The sequence below is a fragment of the Budvicia diplopodorum genome (assembly GCF_009800925.1).
Taxonomy (GTDB): Bacteria; Pseudomonadota; Gammaproteobacteria; order Enterobacterales; family Enterobacteriaceae; genus Budvicia; species Budvicia diplopodorum.
Genome location: NZ_WOYF01000004.1, coordinates 138437 through 157916, shown reverse-complemented (window position 1 = coordinate 157916; position 19480 = coordinate 138437). Strand labels below are relative to the sequence as shown.

Genomic DNA, 19480 nt, shown 5'->3' with positions numbered 1-19480 from the left:
AGCCTATCTAGCCTGCGTTATCCGATTCGCTAATCTAAATCCTCATCATCCGCTACTATTGGTTAGAGGGTTGAATACGCCGTGGGCGTAAAGTATCGGTCACGATAGCTTAATAAAAAACGGCTTCGGGAATACGTCACTATTAACGAGTAACCTCTTTATGCAGAATGAAAAACTGACAGGTCTGAAGCTGGAGATAAGCAGGACACGGATTTTAGAATTATTATCAAATAGCCTGCTGGTCGCCGCGATTGACTATGGAACGCAGACCACCGGCCTTTCCGATCCTTCGCTAGATAAAGAAAGGCAAGAAGCCCGCCGCTTGGTGAATTCACTGCACGCCGCTGACCTTGCCGACCTGCTTGAATCGCTGCCGAACAATAAACGCCAGGCCGTATGGTCCCTGATGGGCGACAAGAAGCGCGGTAAAACGCTGATTGAAGCGTCTGACGCGGTCTGGGAAAGCCTGACTAACGGTATGAGCGATCGCCAGCTACTGGCGGCGCTTCAGCATTTGCACCTTAACGAACAGGCCTATCTGGCCGCCTATCTTCCCCGTGATTTAGTCGAACAGCTGCTGGCCTCGCTGGACGCTCACCAGCGGGCCAGAGTCAGTGAAATTATCCATCTGGGGCGCGACCGGGTCGGCGGTCTGATGGACTTCGAACTGATTGCCATTCGCGACGACATTACGCTAGGAGCGGCATTACGATTTTTACGTCAGCGCAAATCTATTGCTGATTCAACCGATAAGCTGTTTGTTATCGACCGTGAAAATCACCTGTTGGGTGAACTGCTAATCACCGATATGCTGCTGAATTCGCCGCAGACTAAGGTTTCAGCGCTGATGGTCAAAGAGCCACTGACCTTCCTGTTGGAAGACGATGCCGAAGAGGCTGCCGGCGCGTTTGAACGCTATAACCTGATCAGCGCTGCGGTGGTGAATCATCAAAATAAGCTGATTGGCCGCTTAACCGTTGAAGACGTGGTTAACGTGGTCTTTGATGAGAGCGATAGCGATTTACGCCGGATGGGCGGGCTATCGGAAAGAGAGGATATCTTCTCTCCGGTACTGAGTTCGGTACGCCGCCGGTCAGCGTGGTTAGCGATTAATTTGTGTACCGCATTTATTGCATCACGCGTGATCGGGCTATTTGAACATACCATTTCAGAGCTGGTGGCGCTGGCAACGTTGATGCCAATCGTGGCCGGTATTGGCGGTAATACCGGTAACCAGACCATCACGATGATCGTCCGGGCGTTAGCTCTGCATCACATTCGCTCTACGGATACGCCTTTTATGATGCTGCGTGAACTGGGCGTTGCGGTGATTAACGGCATGGTTTGGGGTGGAATCATGGGCGGTGTGACTTATCTGCTATATGGTAACTTATTGATGGGCGGAGTGATGACGCTGGCGATGCTACTAAACTTGCTGCTGGCGGCGTTGATGGGGGTGATCGTTCCTATGACGATGAATAAGCTGGGAAGGGACCCGGCAATAGGCTCAAGCGTAATGATTACGGCTATCACCGATACCGGCGGATTCTTTATTTTTCTCGGTTTAGCGACGCTGTTTTTGATTTAATTTCTCCGTCGCCATCCCGGTTTGACAGGGTTTGGCTAAACTAACCGGCGCGGGGAGCCGAGTCTAAAGTCCGCTGACGCTGGTGCTCATAAGCTTTTAGATGCGTATAGGCGGTATGCAGCAGAGGAAGCGCCGTTTTATCCATATTGAGCAATTGCGCTCTGGCGAGCAAATCGCCCACGATTTGATCGGACTCAATACGGCTGCCGTTAAGCAGATCCCGATACATTGATGCCGTCAGCATGGAACCCGGCACCAGTAGCATGGAGTGGGCGCGGTCAGCTGAAGCACAATAGCCTGATGCCACGGTGATGCTGCGTATCTCTTCAATTATCGACAGAATAAACTCTTTACCGTCTGGTGATGCCAAAATATCGCCAATGGGGGCACGCATCAGGCAGGTTGAGGCCGCTAGTGATGCTAAAAACAGCCATTTTTCCCACATTGCCAGCATAATGTTTTCGCTCAGCATTGAGTCAAAGGCCGCCTGCTTCAATATGGCAGCCAGAGCACAAACTCTCGGGCTATTGCTGCCATCGCGCTCGCCTACGGTGATGTTATGAATCTGTGTCATGCGATGAATGGTGCCGTCGGGCTCAACGGTGGCGGTAATATTGCACAGCCCGCCAAGCACTTTCTCTGCGCCAAAGGTACTTTCCAGCGTATTGAGATGGCGCATGCCGTTCAGCAGCGGAAGTATCATGGTATTACTGCTCACCGCCGGAGCAAACGATTGAATCGCATTCTCTAAGTCATAGGCTTTACAGCTTAATAGAATCAGATCGTATGGCCGTTCAATTTCCTGCGCCAGAACGGTTGGCGGTGAAGCAAGCGTGATTAAACTGCCGTCCGGCTCCTTAATGACCAGCCCGCCGTGGGCTAATTTTTTTGCCCGCTCAGGACGAACCAGAAAAGTGACATCTAACCCGGCCTGCAGTAGCCTGCCGCCAAAATATCCGCCTACGGCACCTGCACCTACGGTAAGAATACGCATATTAAGCCTCTTGTCTGATAGAGAATAAATTACTAGGTTCTACGTTTAAGAATACCGCCATCCGGTTGCAAAAAATACCCGTTATGCAGACTGAATCGGTATCTTAATCACGCCGCTATACCGGGTATATATTTCACCTTAATATTTCACTAATAATTGCCGCCTATGCTGGTGCCATCAATACGGGAAATGCCCCGAAGGTAACGGCTAGAAGGTGATGAAGTGATAAAAGCAAAGAGGATACTGAACCGCTTTAGTCCGGTCAGGGTTCTGCCATCAGCGTTTTATCAACGCCAGCTCGCGGCTCTCACGATTGTTGGCATTCTCTTTTGGTGTATTTCTCAGCACGACGCTCTGGATTTTTGGATAACCCGCTTTTGGTATCAGGCCGATACCCATAGCTTTGCGTTAAAAGATAACTACTGGCTGGAGCTGATAAACCATAAGCTTTTAAAGTTCACTATTATCGGCTGTGCGGTATGCGCGTTGTTGTGGGGCGTTTATCGCAAAAACGGTCAGCTAACGGTGGTCATGATACTGCTGGGGCTGGGCACCGCCGTGGTTGGTCTATTAAAGGCCTACAGTATCCACTCATGCCCATGGAGCCTGACGGAATTTGGCGGGCAGGCGGCCTATCTTCATCTGTTTGAATCCGCGCCCGAGGGGGTCAATACCGGCCCGGGGCGTTGCTTTCCCGGCGGCCATGCTTCATCCGGTTTTAGCGTTATGGCGCTGTTCTTTTTGTTTTATCCTCTGCGACCCAAGGCCGCATGGCTTTATTGGCTATTAGGCGTTTCTCTCGGTATGACGATGGGATTCGGCCAGATTATGCGCGGGGCTCATTTTCTTTCTCATAATCTGTGGTCTGGCTGGTGGATATGGTTAACGCAGGTGGTGTTTTATTGGCTGATAAGCTACGCCGTTGCGTACTATCGTCAGCCTCATTAAAGGTTCTGACAAATGGAACAATTTATTAACCATCCGTTCTTTTTATTGATTAACGCAATGCCAGCGACGCCGAAATTAAAATAAATTGGGTTAAATATTTATTCTGGTATTTAATTTCCCTGCGATTAGCATGGGTTCTTGTTAAAATATTTATGGTATTAAAAGTAGAATTATTGGCTGACTCAACCAATGAAGTTGGTAATGAAAATGCGCGTTATCGATACTTTTAATCTTTCAGTGATGCTTATCATCCATTGTGCGTTCGGTTTTGATGATGAAAGTTAAATTATTATTTTCTTCTTTTTCTTCTTTTTCTTCTTTTTCTTCTTTTTCTTATTCCTTATGATTTTTGGTGTTATTTAATCAATTGATATTTATGGGTTTAATTATTATTATATTTCTAATTATATCTTATTTCTAATAAATATTTCAAAAGGTAATTAAATAACCCGTCATTTTTATTGTTAATTAATAATAAATTAATTAACGCATAAAGATTGTGGTCTTTTCTATAGTTTATTAATAAATAAATCTATTTTTTATTATATTGAAATCGGTTTTGTTTATTTTTTATAAAATTGGAATAAATGAAAAGTGATTCTACAATTCATATACGTCAGGTGACGTTTATATATTGAGGTTCATATTATGCGACGGACACAAATTAGCCGCTTGAGCAAAATAGCGCTGGCAATATTGCTTGCCTGTTCCCTCGCGGCATGTAGTGGAGGCGGCGGCGGTGGAATTCACTCTGCAAAGAATAATGGCAGTCAGGGCACTGGAGGTGGTAGTGGTGACGGCTCTGGCTCAGGTGATAACGGTGGTGGTTTAGGAAATGGCTCCGGTGGCGATGGTTCCGGCTCCGGTGGCGGTGATAATGGCGGTGGCGACAACGGTGGTGGTGGTGATAACGGCGGCGGTACGGAAACGCCGACAACCGCAGCAACCGGCAATATTCTCAGTGACGTCGGCGCTGGGGTTAACGGCGTTGGTGATACGGTGAAAGATGTGAGCGCCGCGGTAAGTAACGTTAACTTACCCGATGCCGGTGGCACCGTTGTTCAGGGTGGCGTCACGCTGTTAGACAGCGCAGGCAATGCGATTAACGATGTCGGCACTGGTATTCAAAATGGCGTAGGCCAGCTAGGTTCTAATCCTAATGCCATTGGCGTTACGGCTGCCGGTGCTGCCAAAGGGGTTGCCGATGTCGGGACCGGCGTTTCCGGTGTAGGTAATACGGTTTCTGCCTTAGGTGATACCAAATTGCTTGGTGCGGTAGGTCAGACAGGCGTATTAGACACAGCCGGCGGTTTAGTCAATCAGGTTGGCGGTGCGGTGACTACGGTGGGAAATGGTCTGGCTACCGACCTGACCTCCGGTAAAACGTCACAGCTGACAACCGCAGCGACCGGCATTGTTACTCCGGTCGTGGGTAAAGTGGAAGGCGTTACCCAGCAGGTCGGGGCAGCAACGGGGCTTGGTGCACCGGTTAACTCTCTGCTTGGGCAGGTTGGCGGCGCGGTCAGCGGCGTTGGCTCTCAGATTAGTGCCAGTAATAGCGCGCTAGGCGGCGTGGGCAGCGTGGTGAATAACACCGGTAAGGCGGTCAGTGACGCGGGTGGTTTAGTCAATAACGGTACTGCTACCGGCGGTGGTGGCGGTCTTGGCGGCGTTGTTGGTGGATTAACCACAAGCCTTAACGGGGCCGTTGGTGGTGCAACTGGATCGACCGGTGGAGCTTCAGGCGGTGCGGTTGGTGGCGTTGTCGGCGGCGTTGTGAATGGCGTTACCGGTGCTGTAGCAAGCCTCACTGGTGGCCAACTAGTCATTGGCGCTGGCGCTAACGCCGGTGTTGGCCTCAGTGGATTGCTTGGTAAAAAGCCGACCACAAATTAAGAAATAGAGATAATTTTTAAACTTAGCGCCTCTCTATTTGGGAGGCGTTTTTTAAGTGCTTATACAGGGAAACACGCGATGAAAATAAAACAGGTTTGCCTGCTGTCTCTGCTTATATCGGCCTCCGGCAGCGCTTGGGCCGACGTTCTGCCTACGTTAATTGACCCGAATAACCCCGCAAAGCTAGCCAGTGAAGTTCCCCAGCCGGCTCCTGCGCAAAAGCAAACGCACGAAACGTCGGTTCCTTCTCCCGGCGTTGCGACGGCGTCATCCAGCCTGACGATGGACACGCTGATTGAGGTAAAGCACATTCAGTTTATTGGCGGAACCCGCTATAAAAACAGCGTTCTGGCCAAGCCTTTTGCCCGCTTTATTGGTAAAAAAGTGCCGCTGAAGCAGCTGCTGGCCGCCACTCAGTCAATTACTGACCGGTACCATAATGATGGATTTATTCTCTCTTACGCCTATTTGCCGTCGAAGAATTTTCAACAGGGAACGCTGAACGTTGCTTTAGTTGAGGGTTATATCGCCAGTACCCGAATCCAAAGCGACAATACCAACGTTGCCCGCTGGCTTGAGAAGCTATCGCATAGGATCATGGCGGATAAACCGCTGACCAAAGATCTTTTTGAGCGCTACAGCATTTTGATGGCCCGCACGCCGGACGCCAAAGTGACTGCGTCGGCTAACAATCCTGACAATATTTATGGCGCTACGGTGATGGACGTTAAGGCGGAGCACCCTCACCACTGGAACCTGAGCTCGACCGTTGATATCCGTAAAAACCAACGTCAAGCGGTGGTGAACGGCACCCTGAGCGGGCTGACCCCTTACGGCGAACAGCTGGGCATCGCAACGTTAGTTCCGCTGGGTCACAACGATAGCCGGGACAAATATGTTGGCCTTAACTATCAGCAGTATTTGGGCAATAGCGGTTTACAGATGCAGCTTCGCGGTAGCTACTACCAGACAAAGCCTAAGGATTACACTAACCTGTTAACGCTGCCAGCTTACGATGCAAATGTTGATAATAAATCGAAAGAGACTCAGTCGACCGTAGGCATTCAGTTTAACTATCCGCTGCTGTTGACCCGCCAGAAGCAATGGTCTATCAGCGGCGCTTTAGACTATTTAGATAAAAGCTATGACTACACCTTCCGGGCAACTCGAGGTGGTCAGACGCTGCCCATTGATATTCCCAGCCTTAATCAGAAACTACGTTATCCGGCGGCCGAGTTTTCATTAAACGGCTATCGGGAGTACGCTCAGGCTTACTGGTCAACCCGATTTAGCCTACGTCAGGGCATTGAGGGCGACGTGGCGCATAGCGATCTTCCCAATAGCGATCTTTCGTTTACCCGCTGGCGCGGTAACGGGGAAGCCGCCTATATTTTTGCCCAAAAATGGCGCTTAAGCAGCGGTATTGAAGGGGATTGGTCTGACAACGATTTACCCGAACCGGAACGGGTCAGCTTTGGCGGGCTCCGATACGGTCGGGGTTACCCGGACGGTGAAGCCTCGGGCGATTATGGCTATGGTGGTCAGGTTGAAATGCGATATTTGCACACTCGCGATAGCGCGTGGCTCAACAGCATTCAGCCTTATGTGGTGGTGGACACCGCTCGCACCTACTTCAACTCGGTTTCGTCTAATCGTAAGCTCGCGTCTTACGCGACGGGCTTGACCTTCGGTGACAGTAAGCATTATTCCGTTTCGTTGGAAGGCGCTAGGCCAATCGCCGATGTGCCGAGTGATAGCGATAAGCGTGGGTGGCGGTTTAACGCAACGTTTACCTATAACTTCAATTAACGGCAACGTCGTTTCATTTGATTTTAGCGTAAGTTTCGTCCGCATCATCAACGCTGAAATATTGGCTTTTTCTGGCGGTCGAGGGGCGATATTTTTGAGCGTATCGGACTCCGGGCCTAGGATTACTAAGGGCGCTTTCGCGCCCTTTTTAAACTCGCTGCTGTTACCTTAAGCGCCTTTTTTCTTCGATTCAGGCGATACGCCGCGCAGCCTAACGTTGAGCCCTTTCAGGAAGTATCTCAACAGTTGGTCACCGCACTCACGGTAGTTCTTGTGGCCCGGCTTGCGAAACACGGCGCTGAGCTCTGGCTTAGACACGCGAAAATCAACCAGTTTGTAAATATCCAACATATCCGTATCTTTGAGTTCAAACGCGATACGCAGTTTCTTTAGCACAATGTTATTGGTAATTTTGGCTTCGATTTCCGGAGCCGGGAAGTTTTCATCTTTACCGCGGCGAAAAAAGATCAGGCCGTTGAGAAAGTGGCCCATCACTTTATCGTCACACTCACGGAATTCGGGCTCGTCGTCTTTCTTTAACCAGCCGACCATTTCGGCCTGAGTTACGGTTAAGTCGGCCAGTTTGATTATCTGAACCACCTGAGCATCGCTCAGATCCAGCATGTAACGAACGCTGCGCAAGACGTGATTATTTAGCATAGTTATTGATCATCCATTGTTTTTTCAATTCTAAATCAACCTCAATGATGGATATCAGTGCTGCGATTCAAAGTGTCAAAAATATTCGTACCGGTAGGGTGAATAACCCGTTTTCATTTCCGGTTTTGCGTGGTGCATAGTAGGCACTAATGCTCGCTTTCTCAATGAAATTTTTATCAACGATTGGCCGGGTCAGGAGACTGGGTATTTTGCCACACAGTATGGGCTGAAATAGCGCTCGCTTCCTTTGCGTAAAGAATCGGTAAAGGGAGTAGACCGGATAAACTTGTGCAGCACATAATGATGAGTAGGCAGATAAGCCTTTTAGATAGTTATGCCACTAAGTGAAGTTTCATTTATTTATGCTAAACAAAAGGAAATTAATTATGAATCTGAATAAAACGGCTATTGCCGCTGTTATCTCTTTTGCTGCCCTGACTGGCTTTAGCAGCGTCGCGACCAGCGCTCAGCATACCGCGACCGATGCACAACAAACCATGCCGGTAACGCAGGGGATGGACCACGGTAACGGTGAAATGAACCATCAGAATGGCGGCAAACACCACGGCGGCAAAATGGCGAATATGACGCCAGAGCAACAGGCTGCCAGCAAGAAAGCGCACGATGAGTTTGTTACTAACACTGCCGATTTACGCAAGCAAATGATGTCGAAGAATTATGAGTACAAAGCGCTGTTAACGGCGAGCACCGTTGATGACGCCAAGATCGGGGCCGTTAGCAAAGAGATCGCTGCGCTGCACGATCGAATTGCTGAGCAACGCACTCAGTTAGATATTCAACTGGCTAAAGCCGGTGTGCCAATGATGGAGCATCGCGGTATGGGTGGCGATCGTATGGCAATGGGTGGAAAAGGCTGCCATTAATATCTAACCGCTAACAACCCCTCGCACATCATCTCGGTTTTCACCGGGGTGATGGCGCAGTGGTTTATCCTTACTCCCAGTGTGCCTGCACTTATCCGGCGGTCGTCGATTGTCGGATCGTTAACTTCGGTATTCTTCTTTAATGATATGGATTATCATTCGCATTACTGTCGATTGCCGAAGGATACCCCGATGTCCCGTTTTCTTACCTCTGTAGCAGGCCTTCTATGGCCGTTAGCTGCGCTGATTTTTTCTTCACTGGCGCTTGCCGCCGAGCCAACTACCGTTACCGATATTGCCGGCAGAACGGTAACGGTAAACGCGCCGGTTTCCCGGGTGATGCTGGCCGACAGCCGGGCGCTGGTGGCGTTGAATATTCTTAATCCACAGGCTCCTTTGAAAGGGATTATTGCCTGGGACAACGCAATGCAGATTAAAGTGCCGGATCTGGCCAAGGCCTATCGTGCGAAGTTCCCAGAGATGGACCAGATCCCGGTATTTGCGAACCCCTATATGTCAGACTTCAGCATTGAGCAGGCCGTGGTGATGAAGCCGGATCTGATCGTTTTTGATATCGGTTTGCTTGATAAACTGACCGGCAGTGGAACGTTGAGCAATCTGGAGAAAGCCGGTATTCCGACGATCTTTATCGATTTTCGCCAACGGCCGCTGACCAATACGGTACCCAGCATTCGCTTGCTGGCAAAGGTATTTGGTGAGCAGAGTAACGGTGAGAAATTTATCGATTTCTATCAACGGCGGTTGGATATGATTCACCAGCGGGTGTCCGGGCTGAGCGAGAAACAGCGCCCGACGGTATTTATTGAACGCCATGCGGGTATGAAGGGCAGCGACAGCTGTTGCAATACCTTTGGTAAAGGTAACTTTGGCGAGTTTATTCAGCATGCCGGTGGGAAAAATCTGGGCAGCAACTGGTTTGACGCCATGGGCGGCGAAATTAATGAAGAACAGCTGATTACCAGTAATCCTGATTTCTACCTAATGACCGCCGCCAACTGGAGCGGTGCTCATAAAGGCTCGATCTCTATCCCGCTTGGCTATAGTAGCGATTTACCGACTGCGCAGCACAAACTTCAGGGGCTAATGGACAGGCGTAGCCAGAAGGTGCTCCGGGCCGTTAAACAGAAGAAAGTGATGGCTTTTTATCATCAGTTTTATGACAGTCCGTTTAACATTGCGGCCGTGGAACAAATAGCGAAGCTTCTGCATCCCGATCTGTTTGGCGATCTCGACCCTTTGGCCGATCTTAAGATGCTGCATGAGGATTTCTCCTCTATTGACTATCAGGGCGTATTTTGGGTTAGTCCAGAGTAAATCTGGTCTGATAGGGCAGAGCGTTGGTTGCTCTGCCTTACTGCTTCATTGGTATGACATTTTTGTTAAAATTTGTATTTACTTACAATTGAGAATGATTATCATAAGCATCTAATAAGGTCCTCTATATCGTTCAAGGATTGATATGCCGTCAATATTCCGCCTTTCTCTACTGGCAAGCTCTCTATTGCTAACCCACACCGCTTACGCTGCGACACAATCAGCCGCTACTGAACCAAAATCATCTGATGGTTTCAACGAGACTATGACGGTGGTGGGTAACTGGTTAGATACTCAGGACAACGGTTCGGTGATCCTCAACCATCCCGGAGCCCGGACGATTGTTACTGAACGGCAAATCAAAGAGCGGGGGAGCGAAACCATCGCTGATGCGTTGCGCGGCGTGCCCGGCGTACAGGTGCGGGAAAACAACGGCACCGGCGGTAGCGATGTTTCACTTAACGTTGGCGTGCGTGGCTTAACCGCCCGTTTGTCGCCGCGTTCGACCATTTTAATGGACGGTGTCCCGTTGGCCGTTGCGCCTTACGGCCAGCCTCAGCTGTCGATGGCTCCGTTATCGATCGGTAACCTACAGTCGGTTGATGTGATCCGCTGCGGTGGCGCGGTGCGCTATGGGCCGCAGAACGTGGGCGGGGTGATTAACTTCGTGACTAAAGCCATTCCTGATACGTTCGGCGGGGCGGCCAGCGTGCAAACTCAGGGGGCCGGTAAAGGCGGATTAAAAACCCTGACCAGCACCTCGGTTGGCGGCACGGCCAAAAGCGGTTTGGGTGCTGTACTGCTTTATTCTGGCCTGCACGGTCAGGGCTCCCGAGCCGGTAATGATAATACCGACATTGATGACGTGATGCTGAAAACCCGCTATGCCCTGACTGATAGAGATGAGCTAGCGGTGAATTTCCATTATTACGATGCCCAGTCCGGCATGCCGGGCGGTTTAACCGCGGCCCAGTATGCGAAAGACCCGTTCCAGACGACTCGCCCTTACGATGAATTTGCCGGGCGTCGAAAAGACGTATCCCTGAAATATAAACATCAGCAAGACGACCGCCAGTTTGAGCTGCTAACCTATTACACTGACAGCTACCGGGGCAGCGCGATTGAGTCCGAAGGCACTGGCGCAAATGCCGGTAAACGCCGGATGATGACTTCCCCGCGTCACTATGATACTTACGCCATTGAGCCAACCTATTCTCAGATATTTCGCAGCGATTCTATGTCAAATGAAGTGACGATGGGCTATCGCTATTTGAAAGAGGATATGGACGAAAAAGCCAACCGTTCCGGCTGGTATAATCCGGCAAACGTGACGTCAATGCCCGATGCTTCCAGCTACTATCAGCATACCTATGGCGGTACTGAGGCGCATGCGGTGTACGTCGATGACACGATTAATATCGGTAACTGGACCATTATTCCGGGTATTCGTTATGAAAATATTCGTACCGACTTGAGTAACGCTTTTACCGGTACCCGACGTGAAGAAAATTACAGCGAACCGCTTCCGTCGCTCAACGCCATGTATCACCTGTCCGATGAGTGGAAACTGTTCGCTAACGCCGGAACCTCTTTTGGCAGTATGCAGTATTTCCAGCTGTCTAAAGGCGGAAACGGTAACGCTCCGGCTCCGGGCCTGAGTGCTGAAAAGGCCCATACTTATGAAGCGGGTACTCGCTTTGATAATACGGTCTGGACCGGTGAGTTCACGCTGTTCTATATCGACTTTGATAACCAGCTGCAGTACATCAATAATTACGTGGGCTGGACCAGCCTTGGGGCGACTAAGCATCGCGGTGCGGAGTTAGCGTTTACTTACGATTTGAGCGAACTGAATAGCAAATTGAACGGTGCCAGCGTTTATACCAGCTATGCCTTTACCAAAGCGACCAGCGATAAGGGCAATTTTTCAGGTAAAGATTTGCCGTTCTATTCCCGTTCCGTATTTACTCTGGGTGCCCGTTATGAAACCGGTAATTGGATATGGAATGCCGACAGCTATTCTCAGTCGAAGCAGCGTTCGCCGGGCTCCGGGCCCGATTACATTACCGACGAGAGTGCCGACGGTCAGTTCGGCGATATTCCGGGATATATGGTATGGAATTTCCGCAGCGAATATAGCTTCGGCCCAACGGTTTCTAACCTTAAGCTGGGTGCCGGCGTGAAAAATCTGTTCGATAGGCGCTACTTCACCCGCTCGAATGACAATAACTTCGGTAAGTATGTGGGCGAGCCAAGGACGTACTTTGTGCAGGCTTCGGTGGCGTTTTAATCGCTTAAGACGGAGTTAGATAAGAATACGGTAACTCTAGGTTCTATTATTATTTTACCCTGATCGAGTCTGATGATAGTAAAGACGCTTTCGTTATCTTTATTCAGGTTATTTCACCCAGCGAATGGAAAAGTAATCAGGGTATTCTGGAAAATATTGCCGTGTCGACTCAGGTAGTAAAAAAATAGCGTAAAGCGTGCGTTGCTTGATTTCATACCGCTCAATGCGATTTTCCCCAACGGGTAGCTATACGTTACCCGCAGAAGGCTTTGGCGTGTACCTTTTGCCAAATCCGATAACCTGTTGCTCTTCATCCGTGGTGACTCGAACGTCAATGGCGTTTTGGGCAACCGACATCATTAACTTCAGCCGGTTAAGCTGGTTGACTTCACTGGCTCCCGGATCGTAATCAATGGCGAAGATATTGGCCGTTGGGTATTTCTGCTTTAGGCTCTTAATCACGCCGCGGCCGGTAATATGGTTCGGCAAGCAGCCAAACGGCTGAACGCAGACGATATTATTTACCCCCGCTTCCAGTAGCTCCAGCATTTCTGCGGTGAGCAGCCAGCCTTCACCGGCCTGATTACCCAGTGAGACGACCCGTTCAGCCATTGAGGCAAGTTCAGCAATGGCCGGTGGCGCTGTAAAGCGTTGGCTGCGCTTGAGCGCTTTATTGACCGACTTGCGCATCCATTCAATCGCGCTGGTGGCGGCCTGATTCAGGGCCATGCTCAGAAAGTTAAGGCCGTACTGATGGCGATCGTAGCGGGTGCCGTAGGTGCACGAGAGGAAGAAGTCCAGCATGTCAGGCACTACCGCTTCTCCGCCTTCGGATTCAATTTGGCCAACCAGATCGTTATTCGCTCCGGGGTGATATTTCACCAGAATTTCGCCGACGATGCCGACTTTTGGCTTACGCACGGCCAGTAAAGGCAGGCGATCAAACTCAGCCACCATTTGGCTCACGTCCTTTTTGAACTGGCGCATGCTGGCTTCACCTTCTAGGTTCTGCTTAACGCGCCGGTGCCATTGGTCGAACAGGCGTTGGGCCGAACCCGGCTCGTTCTCATAAGGGCGCGTGCGAAACAGAGTGCGCATCAGCAGGTCGCCGTAAATAATCGCCATGATGGCCTTTTTAACCATGCTAAAGCCGTAGCGAAACCCCGGATTTTCTTCCAGACCGGCGGCGCTGAGAGAGATAACCGGTACCTGCGGGAACCCCGCGTCTTCCAGCGCTTTGCGGATAAACGCAATGTAGTTAGTTGCCCGACAGGCTCCGCCGGTTTGGGTGATAATCGCGGCGCTGGTTTTCGGGTCGTACTGGCCGTTTTCCAACGCTTCGACAATCTGGCCGGTAACCAATACGCACGGGTAACAGGCATCGTTATTGACGTATTTCAGCCCGGTTTCAATGGCCGATTTACTCACCGTTGGCAGCACCTGAAGCCGATAGCCTTCAGAGCGGAATACTGACTGAATTAAGTCAAAGTGGAACGGCGCCATTTGGGGAGCCAGAATGGTATGGGTTTCGCGCATCTCTTCGGTAAACGGCGTTCGTTTGGCGCGGTATGCCGTGCCGGATGGCGGTAGCACTCGCTGCCTGCGGGCGTTCATGGCGGCTTTGAGCGAGCGAATTCGGATCCGTACTGCGCCCAAATTGGCACCTTCATCGATCTTAATCAGCGTATAGACTTTGTTAGCGGCCAGAAGCACCTCTTCGACCTGATCGGCGGTTAATGCATCTAGCCCGCAGCCGAAGGAGGTGAGTTGAACAAGCTCAAGCTGTGGGCTGGTAGCAACATAGGCACCGGCTGCGTACAGGCGGGTGTGATAAGCCCACTGGTCTACTACCCGCAGCGGGCGTTGGAGCAGAGACTCGCCCAAATGGGCCACGCTATCTTCGGTGAGAACCGCCATTCCTTCTTCAACGATAATGCGGTCAATGCCGTGATGAATGCCCGGATCCACGTGGTAAGGGCGGCCAGCGAGTACAATACCCGAGCGGTTGTTTTCTACCAGCCATTTGACCACCTCTTTTCCCCGGTTGCGGATATCTTCCCGCACCGACTGAAGCTCTTGCCATGCTGCCTGCACCGCTTTTTTCACTTCTCCTTTGCGCAGACCAAGGGATTTGAGCTCATCAAACAGCACCTTTTCAACCGATTCAAGATGGTTAAAGTTGATAAACGGATTGTGGTATGGGATTTCTTGATGGGCGATCGGGTCGATATTGGTGCGCACCACTTCGGAGTAAGTACTAACCACAGGGCAGTTAAAGTGATGGTCACTGCCTTTGATTTCCTGCCATTCGTAGGTGACCGACGGGAAGAAGATGCGGTCAACTTTTCGCTCAATCAGGTGTTCGATATGGCCGTGAACCAGCTTAGCCGGATAGCAGGCTGATTCAGACGCAATGGTCTCTATGCCTTTAAGATACAGGCGCTCGCTGGACGGCGGTGATAGCACGACTCTAAAGCCTAACTGCGAGAAGAAGGTGTGCCAGAACGGGTAGTTTTCAAACTGATTCAGCACTCTGGGAATGCCGACCGTGCCGCGCGGTGCCTGCTCTTTTGGCAATGACTTATAGTTGAATATTTTGTGCTCTTTATACTCATACAGGTTTGGCAACGGGCTTGGCTGGATCTCAAGGCGGGTGCCTTTTTCACAGCGGTTACCGGAGATGAACTCTCGGCCGTCGTCAAAGGCGTTGATGGTCAGCATGCAGTGGTTATTACACTGCTTACAGCGATCGCTGCTTTGCTCAACGTTAAAGCTAACTAAGTTGCAGGACGGGAGCAGGGTAGACGGTTTGCCGTCGTCTAGCTCGCGGGCTACCAGCGCTGCACCGTAAGCGCCCATCAGGCCAGCAATATCAACCCGGGTAACCTGCCTTTCGGTCAGGTTTTCAAACGCCCGCAGGACGGCTTCGTTGTAGAAAGTACCGCCCTGTACCATGATTTTGTGCGGTAGCATATCCAACTGCTTGAGCTTAATCACTTTATAGAGCGCGTTTTTGATGACGGAATAAGAGAGACCGGCAGAAATGTCGGCGACGGTTGCCCCTTCTTTTTGCGCCTGTTTGACTTTGGAATTCATAAATACCGTACAGCGGGTGCCCAGATCGACAGGGTGGCGGGCCAGCAGCGCCTGCTGAGAGAACTCCCTGACCGGGATATTTAGCGAGCGGGCAAACATTTCAATAAACGAGCCGCAGCCGGCAGAGCAGGCTTCGTTGAGCAGAATGCTGTTGATCGCACCATCGCGTACGTACAGGCACTTCATGTCCTGCCCGCCGATGTCGAGAATAAACTCGACGCCGGGGAGTAACCGCTCGGCGGCTTTATAGTGTGCGACGGTTTCCACTTCACCGGCGTCGGCGCAGAAGGCGGCCTTAATCAGCTGCTCGCCGTATCCGGTGGTCGCCACTTTGGCGATGGTCACCCGCGGTGGCAGGCGTTGATAAATGTCCTGTAGCACTTCCCGGACAATATTTAACGGATTACCTTTGTTATTGCCGTAGAAGTCATAGAGCAATTCACCCTGTTCGCCTATCAGAGCCACTTTGGTAGTGGTCGAACCGGAGTCTATGCCCAGAAATGCATTACCGCGATAGGCTTCCAGCGCCAGGCGTTTTACGTTGGCCTGCGCATGGCGCTGGCGAAATGAGTCGACCTCTTGTTGGCTGGTGAATAACGGCGGCAGAAGGTTAACCTCTTTCACCGTGTTTTCCTGCGCTCCGCGCAGCCGTTCAATGAGCTGAGCCAGCGGCAGGCTTTCACCCTGCTGTTGGGCCAGCAGCGCTGCGCCCATGGCGACAAACAGCTGAGGGTTTTCAGGAAATATAATTTCCTCTCTTTTCAGCCGTAGCGTTTTGATAAACAGTTTGCGCAGGTTAGACAGGAAGTAGAGCGGGCCGCCTAAGAAGGCGACGTTACCCCGGATCGGTTTACCGCAGGCGAGCCCGCTGATGGTTTGGTTGACGATAGCCTGTAGGATTGACGCGGCAATATCGGCTTTGGCTGCGCCCTGATTAATCAGCGGCTGAACGTCGGTTTTAGCGAAAACGCCGCAGCGTGAGGCAATCGGGTAAAGCGTTTGGTAGCTATCGGCCAGTTGATTCAGACCGGCGGCGTCGGTTTCCAATAACGATGCCATCTGATCGATAAAGGCCCCGGTTCCACCGGCACAGCTGTTGTTCATTCGTTGGTCAACGTTGTGGCGATCAAAGTAGGTGATTTTGGCGTCTTCCCCGCCAAGCTCTATGGCAACGTCGGTATGGGGAACTAAGGTGGTAATGGTTTTTGAACTGGCGATCACTTCTTGTTCAAAGGGAATATGGAGTAAGCCTGAAAGGGCTAATCCGCCTGACCCTGTAATCACCGGGGTGATGTTTAAGGTCGGGCAGCTTTGCTGGGCTTGCTCCAGTAGGCTCAGGAGCGTTTGCCGTATATCAGAAAAATGGCGCTGATAGTCATGGTGCACAATGTTTTGCTGCCGATCCAGCAACACCAGCTTGACGGTTGTCGAACCTACGTCAATTCCGGCAAAGTAATGACCAGATGTATAACGCATCATTGAGAACATTAACCTCCACTAACACAAACCGGGGCAGATTGAAGCGTTTGGACTAGTTGGCTTTTTTAGTTAAAAAATAGCTTGAAAGTAATATGGAATAAAAAATGACTTTGATTTGATGCGATTACGGCCAATTTATCACTAACTGTAAGGGCTTTCCATACAGAGTCTAGGGCCATTATTGTCAACTGGCCTGATTTTCAGTTGAAGCTGCTAAAACTTCAAAAATTTATTTAGCTCTATCTATTTTCAGCCTATTAAACAGTGGATTGTCTCTACGAGGCCGTTATGGTTTTAGTTAAGCGTTTATAATGCTGAGCGTCACGTTATTGCCTTAATAAATAGTCTGGTGGGGTTTTTAGACGGTGATCTTTGGCGGGTTCGATTTTTTGATAAGCTTGGCTCTCACTTTTTAGTAATATGACTGTTATTTAACAGATTTTATCTGAATTGTGCACAGTCAGACCAAATTATTAAGCCTGAATAAGCTTCGATAGCTTATTGATTTGTTGTTTAGCATGGGCTAGCGATGAAATATTGGTGAACCCCAGCAGCAGGCCGGTGAGCCGATGGTTATCGATACACCATTCGCTTAAGGCTTCTACGGCCAGACCGTGCGACCGGGCTAGCGCGGTAATTTGCCTGTCGTCCACATGGCTTTCCAGATGCAGAATCAGGTGCATGCCGCCAAAGTGAGTTTCTATCTTCAGGTGCTTCAGATGGCTAAGATTTTCGCTAATGGCCTGAATCAGAAAGCCTCTGCGCCGGGCATAAAGAGTTCGCATATTTTTTAAATGGCGATAGAAGTGGCTTTGGTCGATAAAGTCAGCAATGGTTGCCTGTATCTGAACCTGACTGGCACAGGGGGAAATGCAAACCCTTTGCTCAAACTGCTCTATTTGTGACTCCGGCACCGCTAAGTAGGCGGTGCGCAGTGCAGGGAACAGGACTTTACTGAATGTGCCCGCGTAGAGCACTCTGCCTGTGGCGTCGAGGCTTTTTAGCGCGGGCTGTGGGCGGCCCTGATAGCGGAACTCGCCGTCGTAATCATCTTCAATAATCCACGACTGATTATCGGTTGCCCATTTCAGTAGGGCAAGCCGCCTTGGCAAACTCAGGGTTACGCCGGTCGGGCTGTGGTGGGCGGGGGTAACCAGTGCAAACCGGGCATCGCTTTGCCGTTGAATTGCCTGCTCGACCTGCATGCCCTCATTATCAATATCGATCGGTACGATCTGTGCTCCGACATGGGTAAATATCTTGCGAGCGGTGAGGTAGCAGGGATCTTCCAGCCAGACCTTGTCGCCGTGGCGGTAAAGCGTATCCAGAATGAGCCGCAGTACTGAACCGTAACCACCGCAGATAAAAATTTGGCGCGGCTGGCAAGTGATACCTCTGGATATCTGAAGGTAACGGGCTATTGCTTCGCGAAGCGGCCGGTAACCGGCAGCGGGAGGCTGAGCCAGATTGGTTCGGGGGAATTGCCGAATGTGTTTACCTGCCAGGCGGTTCCACAGCGTCAGCGGAAATTCATCCAGAGCGGGTAATCCCAGCTGCAAAGGCTGGTGGGAAAAATCGCTGACGTGGGGCATCGATGGCTCTTTTTCCGTCACGGGCAGGCTATTGGCAATAACCGGTAGGGTATGAGAGGAGCTAAGATGGCTTGATACTCGGGTTCCTGACTGGCCGTGGCTTTCAAGGTATCCTTCACCGATCAGCATGGCATAGGCGTTTTCTACCGTTCCTCTGGCCAGCCCTAAGTCGCTGGCCAATACGCGCATCGAAGGCAACCGCTCGCCCGGCTTTAAGTTTCCGGCAATAATTGCCTCTTTGAGGCGTAAATAAATCTGGCGGTAAACCGGTAACGGATGGGCGGTATTAATGCTGATGCAGGAAGCGAAGTTATTCAGGTTACCCATTATGGCCTACCAATATTTTTATATTATGGCTCTATTGAGTAGTCCATATAATCAGTAAAATGACGGCCATGCAAGAGCGATTGTTCAGCGCTGAATGCGTCTGAGGGTCATTGGAATTCATTAATAGTTAAACAGAGGCAGTATGAGCGAATTAAGATTGGCCTACGGTAAGTTATCTGCACAGGCTTATGCGGGCTTAGGTGCCTGTAAGGCCGCGTTGGATCAGAGCGTTTTGGGAAAAGAATTTATTGAGCTCATTTACCTGCGGGTTTCACAAATTAACGGCTGTGCGTTTTGTCTGGATATGCACAGTAAAGCGTTACGAGCCGGTGGTGTCGATCAGCGTAAGCTGGATACCTTAGCCGGATGGCGGGTCAGCGATGCCTTTGGCTCAAGAGAGCGAGCAGCGCTGGCATGGGCTGAGTCTTTGACTCATATTGATACCTCCGGTGCACCTGATGAGGTCTATTTACCGATGAAGGCGCTATTCAGCGACGTTGAAATTTCGGATTTAACCTTTGCGGTGAGCCTGATGAATGCCTTTAATCGGCTGGCCGTGGGTATGAGGCAGTAACGGAGCAT

Annotated in this window: 12 protein-coding genes; 8 read left to right on the top strand and 4 right to left on the bottom strand. The window is 50.6% G+C overall.

Going from position 1 to position 19480, the window contains the following annotated elements:
• The first annotated feature begins 160 nt into the window (after positions 1-160).
• The gene (mgtE, locus tag GVI43_RS06180) at positions 161-1588 is read left to right on the top strand and encodes a magnesium transporter (RefSeq protein ID WP_159565985.1); all 1428 of its coding nucleotides are present in this window, start codon (positions 161-163) and stop codon (positions 1586-1588) included.
• Between the two features lie 40 nt (positions 1589-1628).
• Here mgtE and panE read toward each other — a convergent pair whose 3' ends face one another.
• Positions 1629-2582 (bottom strand): 2-dehydropantoate 2-reductase, encoded by a 954-nt coding sequence (gene panE, locus GVI43_RS06175; RefSeq protein WP_159565984.1) that lies wholly within the window; start codon positions 2580-2582, stop codon positions 1629-1631.
• A 222-nt stretch (positions 2583-2804) separates the two neighbouring features.
• Here panE and GVI43_RS06170 point away from each other — a divergent pair, with 222 nt between their 5' ends.
• From GVI43_RS06170 to GVI43_RS06160, 3 genes are all read left to right on the top strand, one after another.
• On the top strand, positions 2805-3530 hold the full coding sequence (locus GVI43_RS06170; protein ID WP_246201545.1) for a phosphatase PAP2 family protein: 726 nt from the start codon (positions 2805-2807) through the stop codon (positions 3528-3530).
• Between the two features lie 648 nt (positions 3531-4178).
• Positions 4179-5426, top strand: a complete 1248-nt coding sequence (locus tag GVI43_RS06165; RefSeq protein ID WP_159565983.1) for a collagen-like triple helix repeat-containing protein — start codon at positions 4179-4181, stop codon at positions 5424-5426.
• Positions 5427-5504: 78 nt separating this feature from the next.
• A complete protein-coding gene (locus GVI43_RS06160; RefSeq protein WP_159565982.1) occupies positions 5505-7235 on the top strand; it encodes a ShlB/FhaC/HecB family hemolysin secretion/activation protein in 1731 nt (576 codons plus the stop codon).
• A 168-nt stretch (positions 7236-7403) separates the two neighbouring features.
• Here the strand turns inward: GVI43_RS06160 and GVI43_RS06155 are convergent, their stop codons facing one another.
• A complete protein-coding gene (locus GVI43_RS06155; RefSeq protein ID WP_159565981.1) occupies positions 7404-7895 on the bottom strand; it encodes a YehS family protein in 492 nt (163 codons plus the stop codon).
• A 386-nt stretch (positions 7896-8281) separates the two neighbouring features.
• On the opposite strand from GVI43_RS06155, the gene GVI43_RS06150 reads away from it, so the two are divergent.
• The 3 genes from GVI43_RS06150 to GVI43_RS06140 all read left to right on the top strand — a co-directional run bounded on the left by GVI43_RS06150 (position 8282) and on the right by GVI43_RS06140 (position 12404).
• Complete coding sequence (locus GVI43_RS06150) at positions 8282-8779, top strand: periplasmic heavy metal sensor (protein WP_159565980.1); 498 nt, start codon at positions 8282-8284, stop codon at positions 8777-8779.
• A gap of 192 nt (positions 8780-8971) precedes the next feature.
• A complete protein-coding gene (locus GVI43_RS06145; RefSeq protein WP_159565979.1) occupies positions 8972-10114 on the top strand; it encodes an ABC transporter substrate-binding protein in 1143 nt (380 codons plus the stop codon).
• A 265-nt stretch (positions 10115-10379) separates the two neighbouring features.
• Positions 10380-12404: a TonB-dependent receptor family protein gene (locus GVI43_RS06140; protein ID WP_159566069.1), complete on the top strand. Its 2025-nt coding sequence runs from the start codon at positions 10380-10382 to the stop codon at positions 12402-12404.
• Between the two features lie 246 nt (positions 12405-12650).
• Here GVI43_RS06140 and GVI43_RS06135 read toward each other — a convergent pair whose 3' ends face one another.
• Positions 12651-16979: a 2-hydroxyacyl-CoA dehydratase gene (locus GVI43_RS06135; protein WP_159565978.1), complete on the bottom strand. Its 4329-nt coding sequence runs from the start codon at positions 16977-16979 to the stop codon at positions 12651-12653.
• A gap of 473 nt (positions 16980-17452) precedes the next feature.
• The gene (gene pdxR / locus GVI43_RS06130; protein ID WP_159565977.1) at positions 17453-18898 is read right to left on the bottom strand and encodes a MocR-like pyridoxine biosynthesis transcription factor PdxR; all 1446 of its coding nucleotides are present in this window, start codon (positions 18896-18898) and stop codon (positions 17453-17455) included.
• Between the two features lie 142 nt (positions 18899-19040).
• Between pdxR and GVI43_RS06125 the strand changes: the two genes are divergently transcribed.
• The gene (locus tag GVI43_RS06125) at positions 19041-19472 is read left to right on the top strand and encodes a carboxymuconolactone decarboxylase family protein (RefSeq protein WP_159565976.1); all 432 of its coding nucleotides are present in this window, start codon (positions 19041-19043) and stop codon (positions 19470-19472) included.
• The last annotated feature ends 8 nt before the right edge of the window (positions 19473-19480 follow it).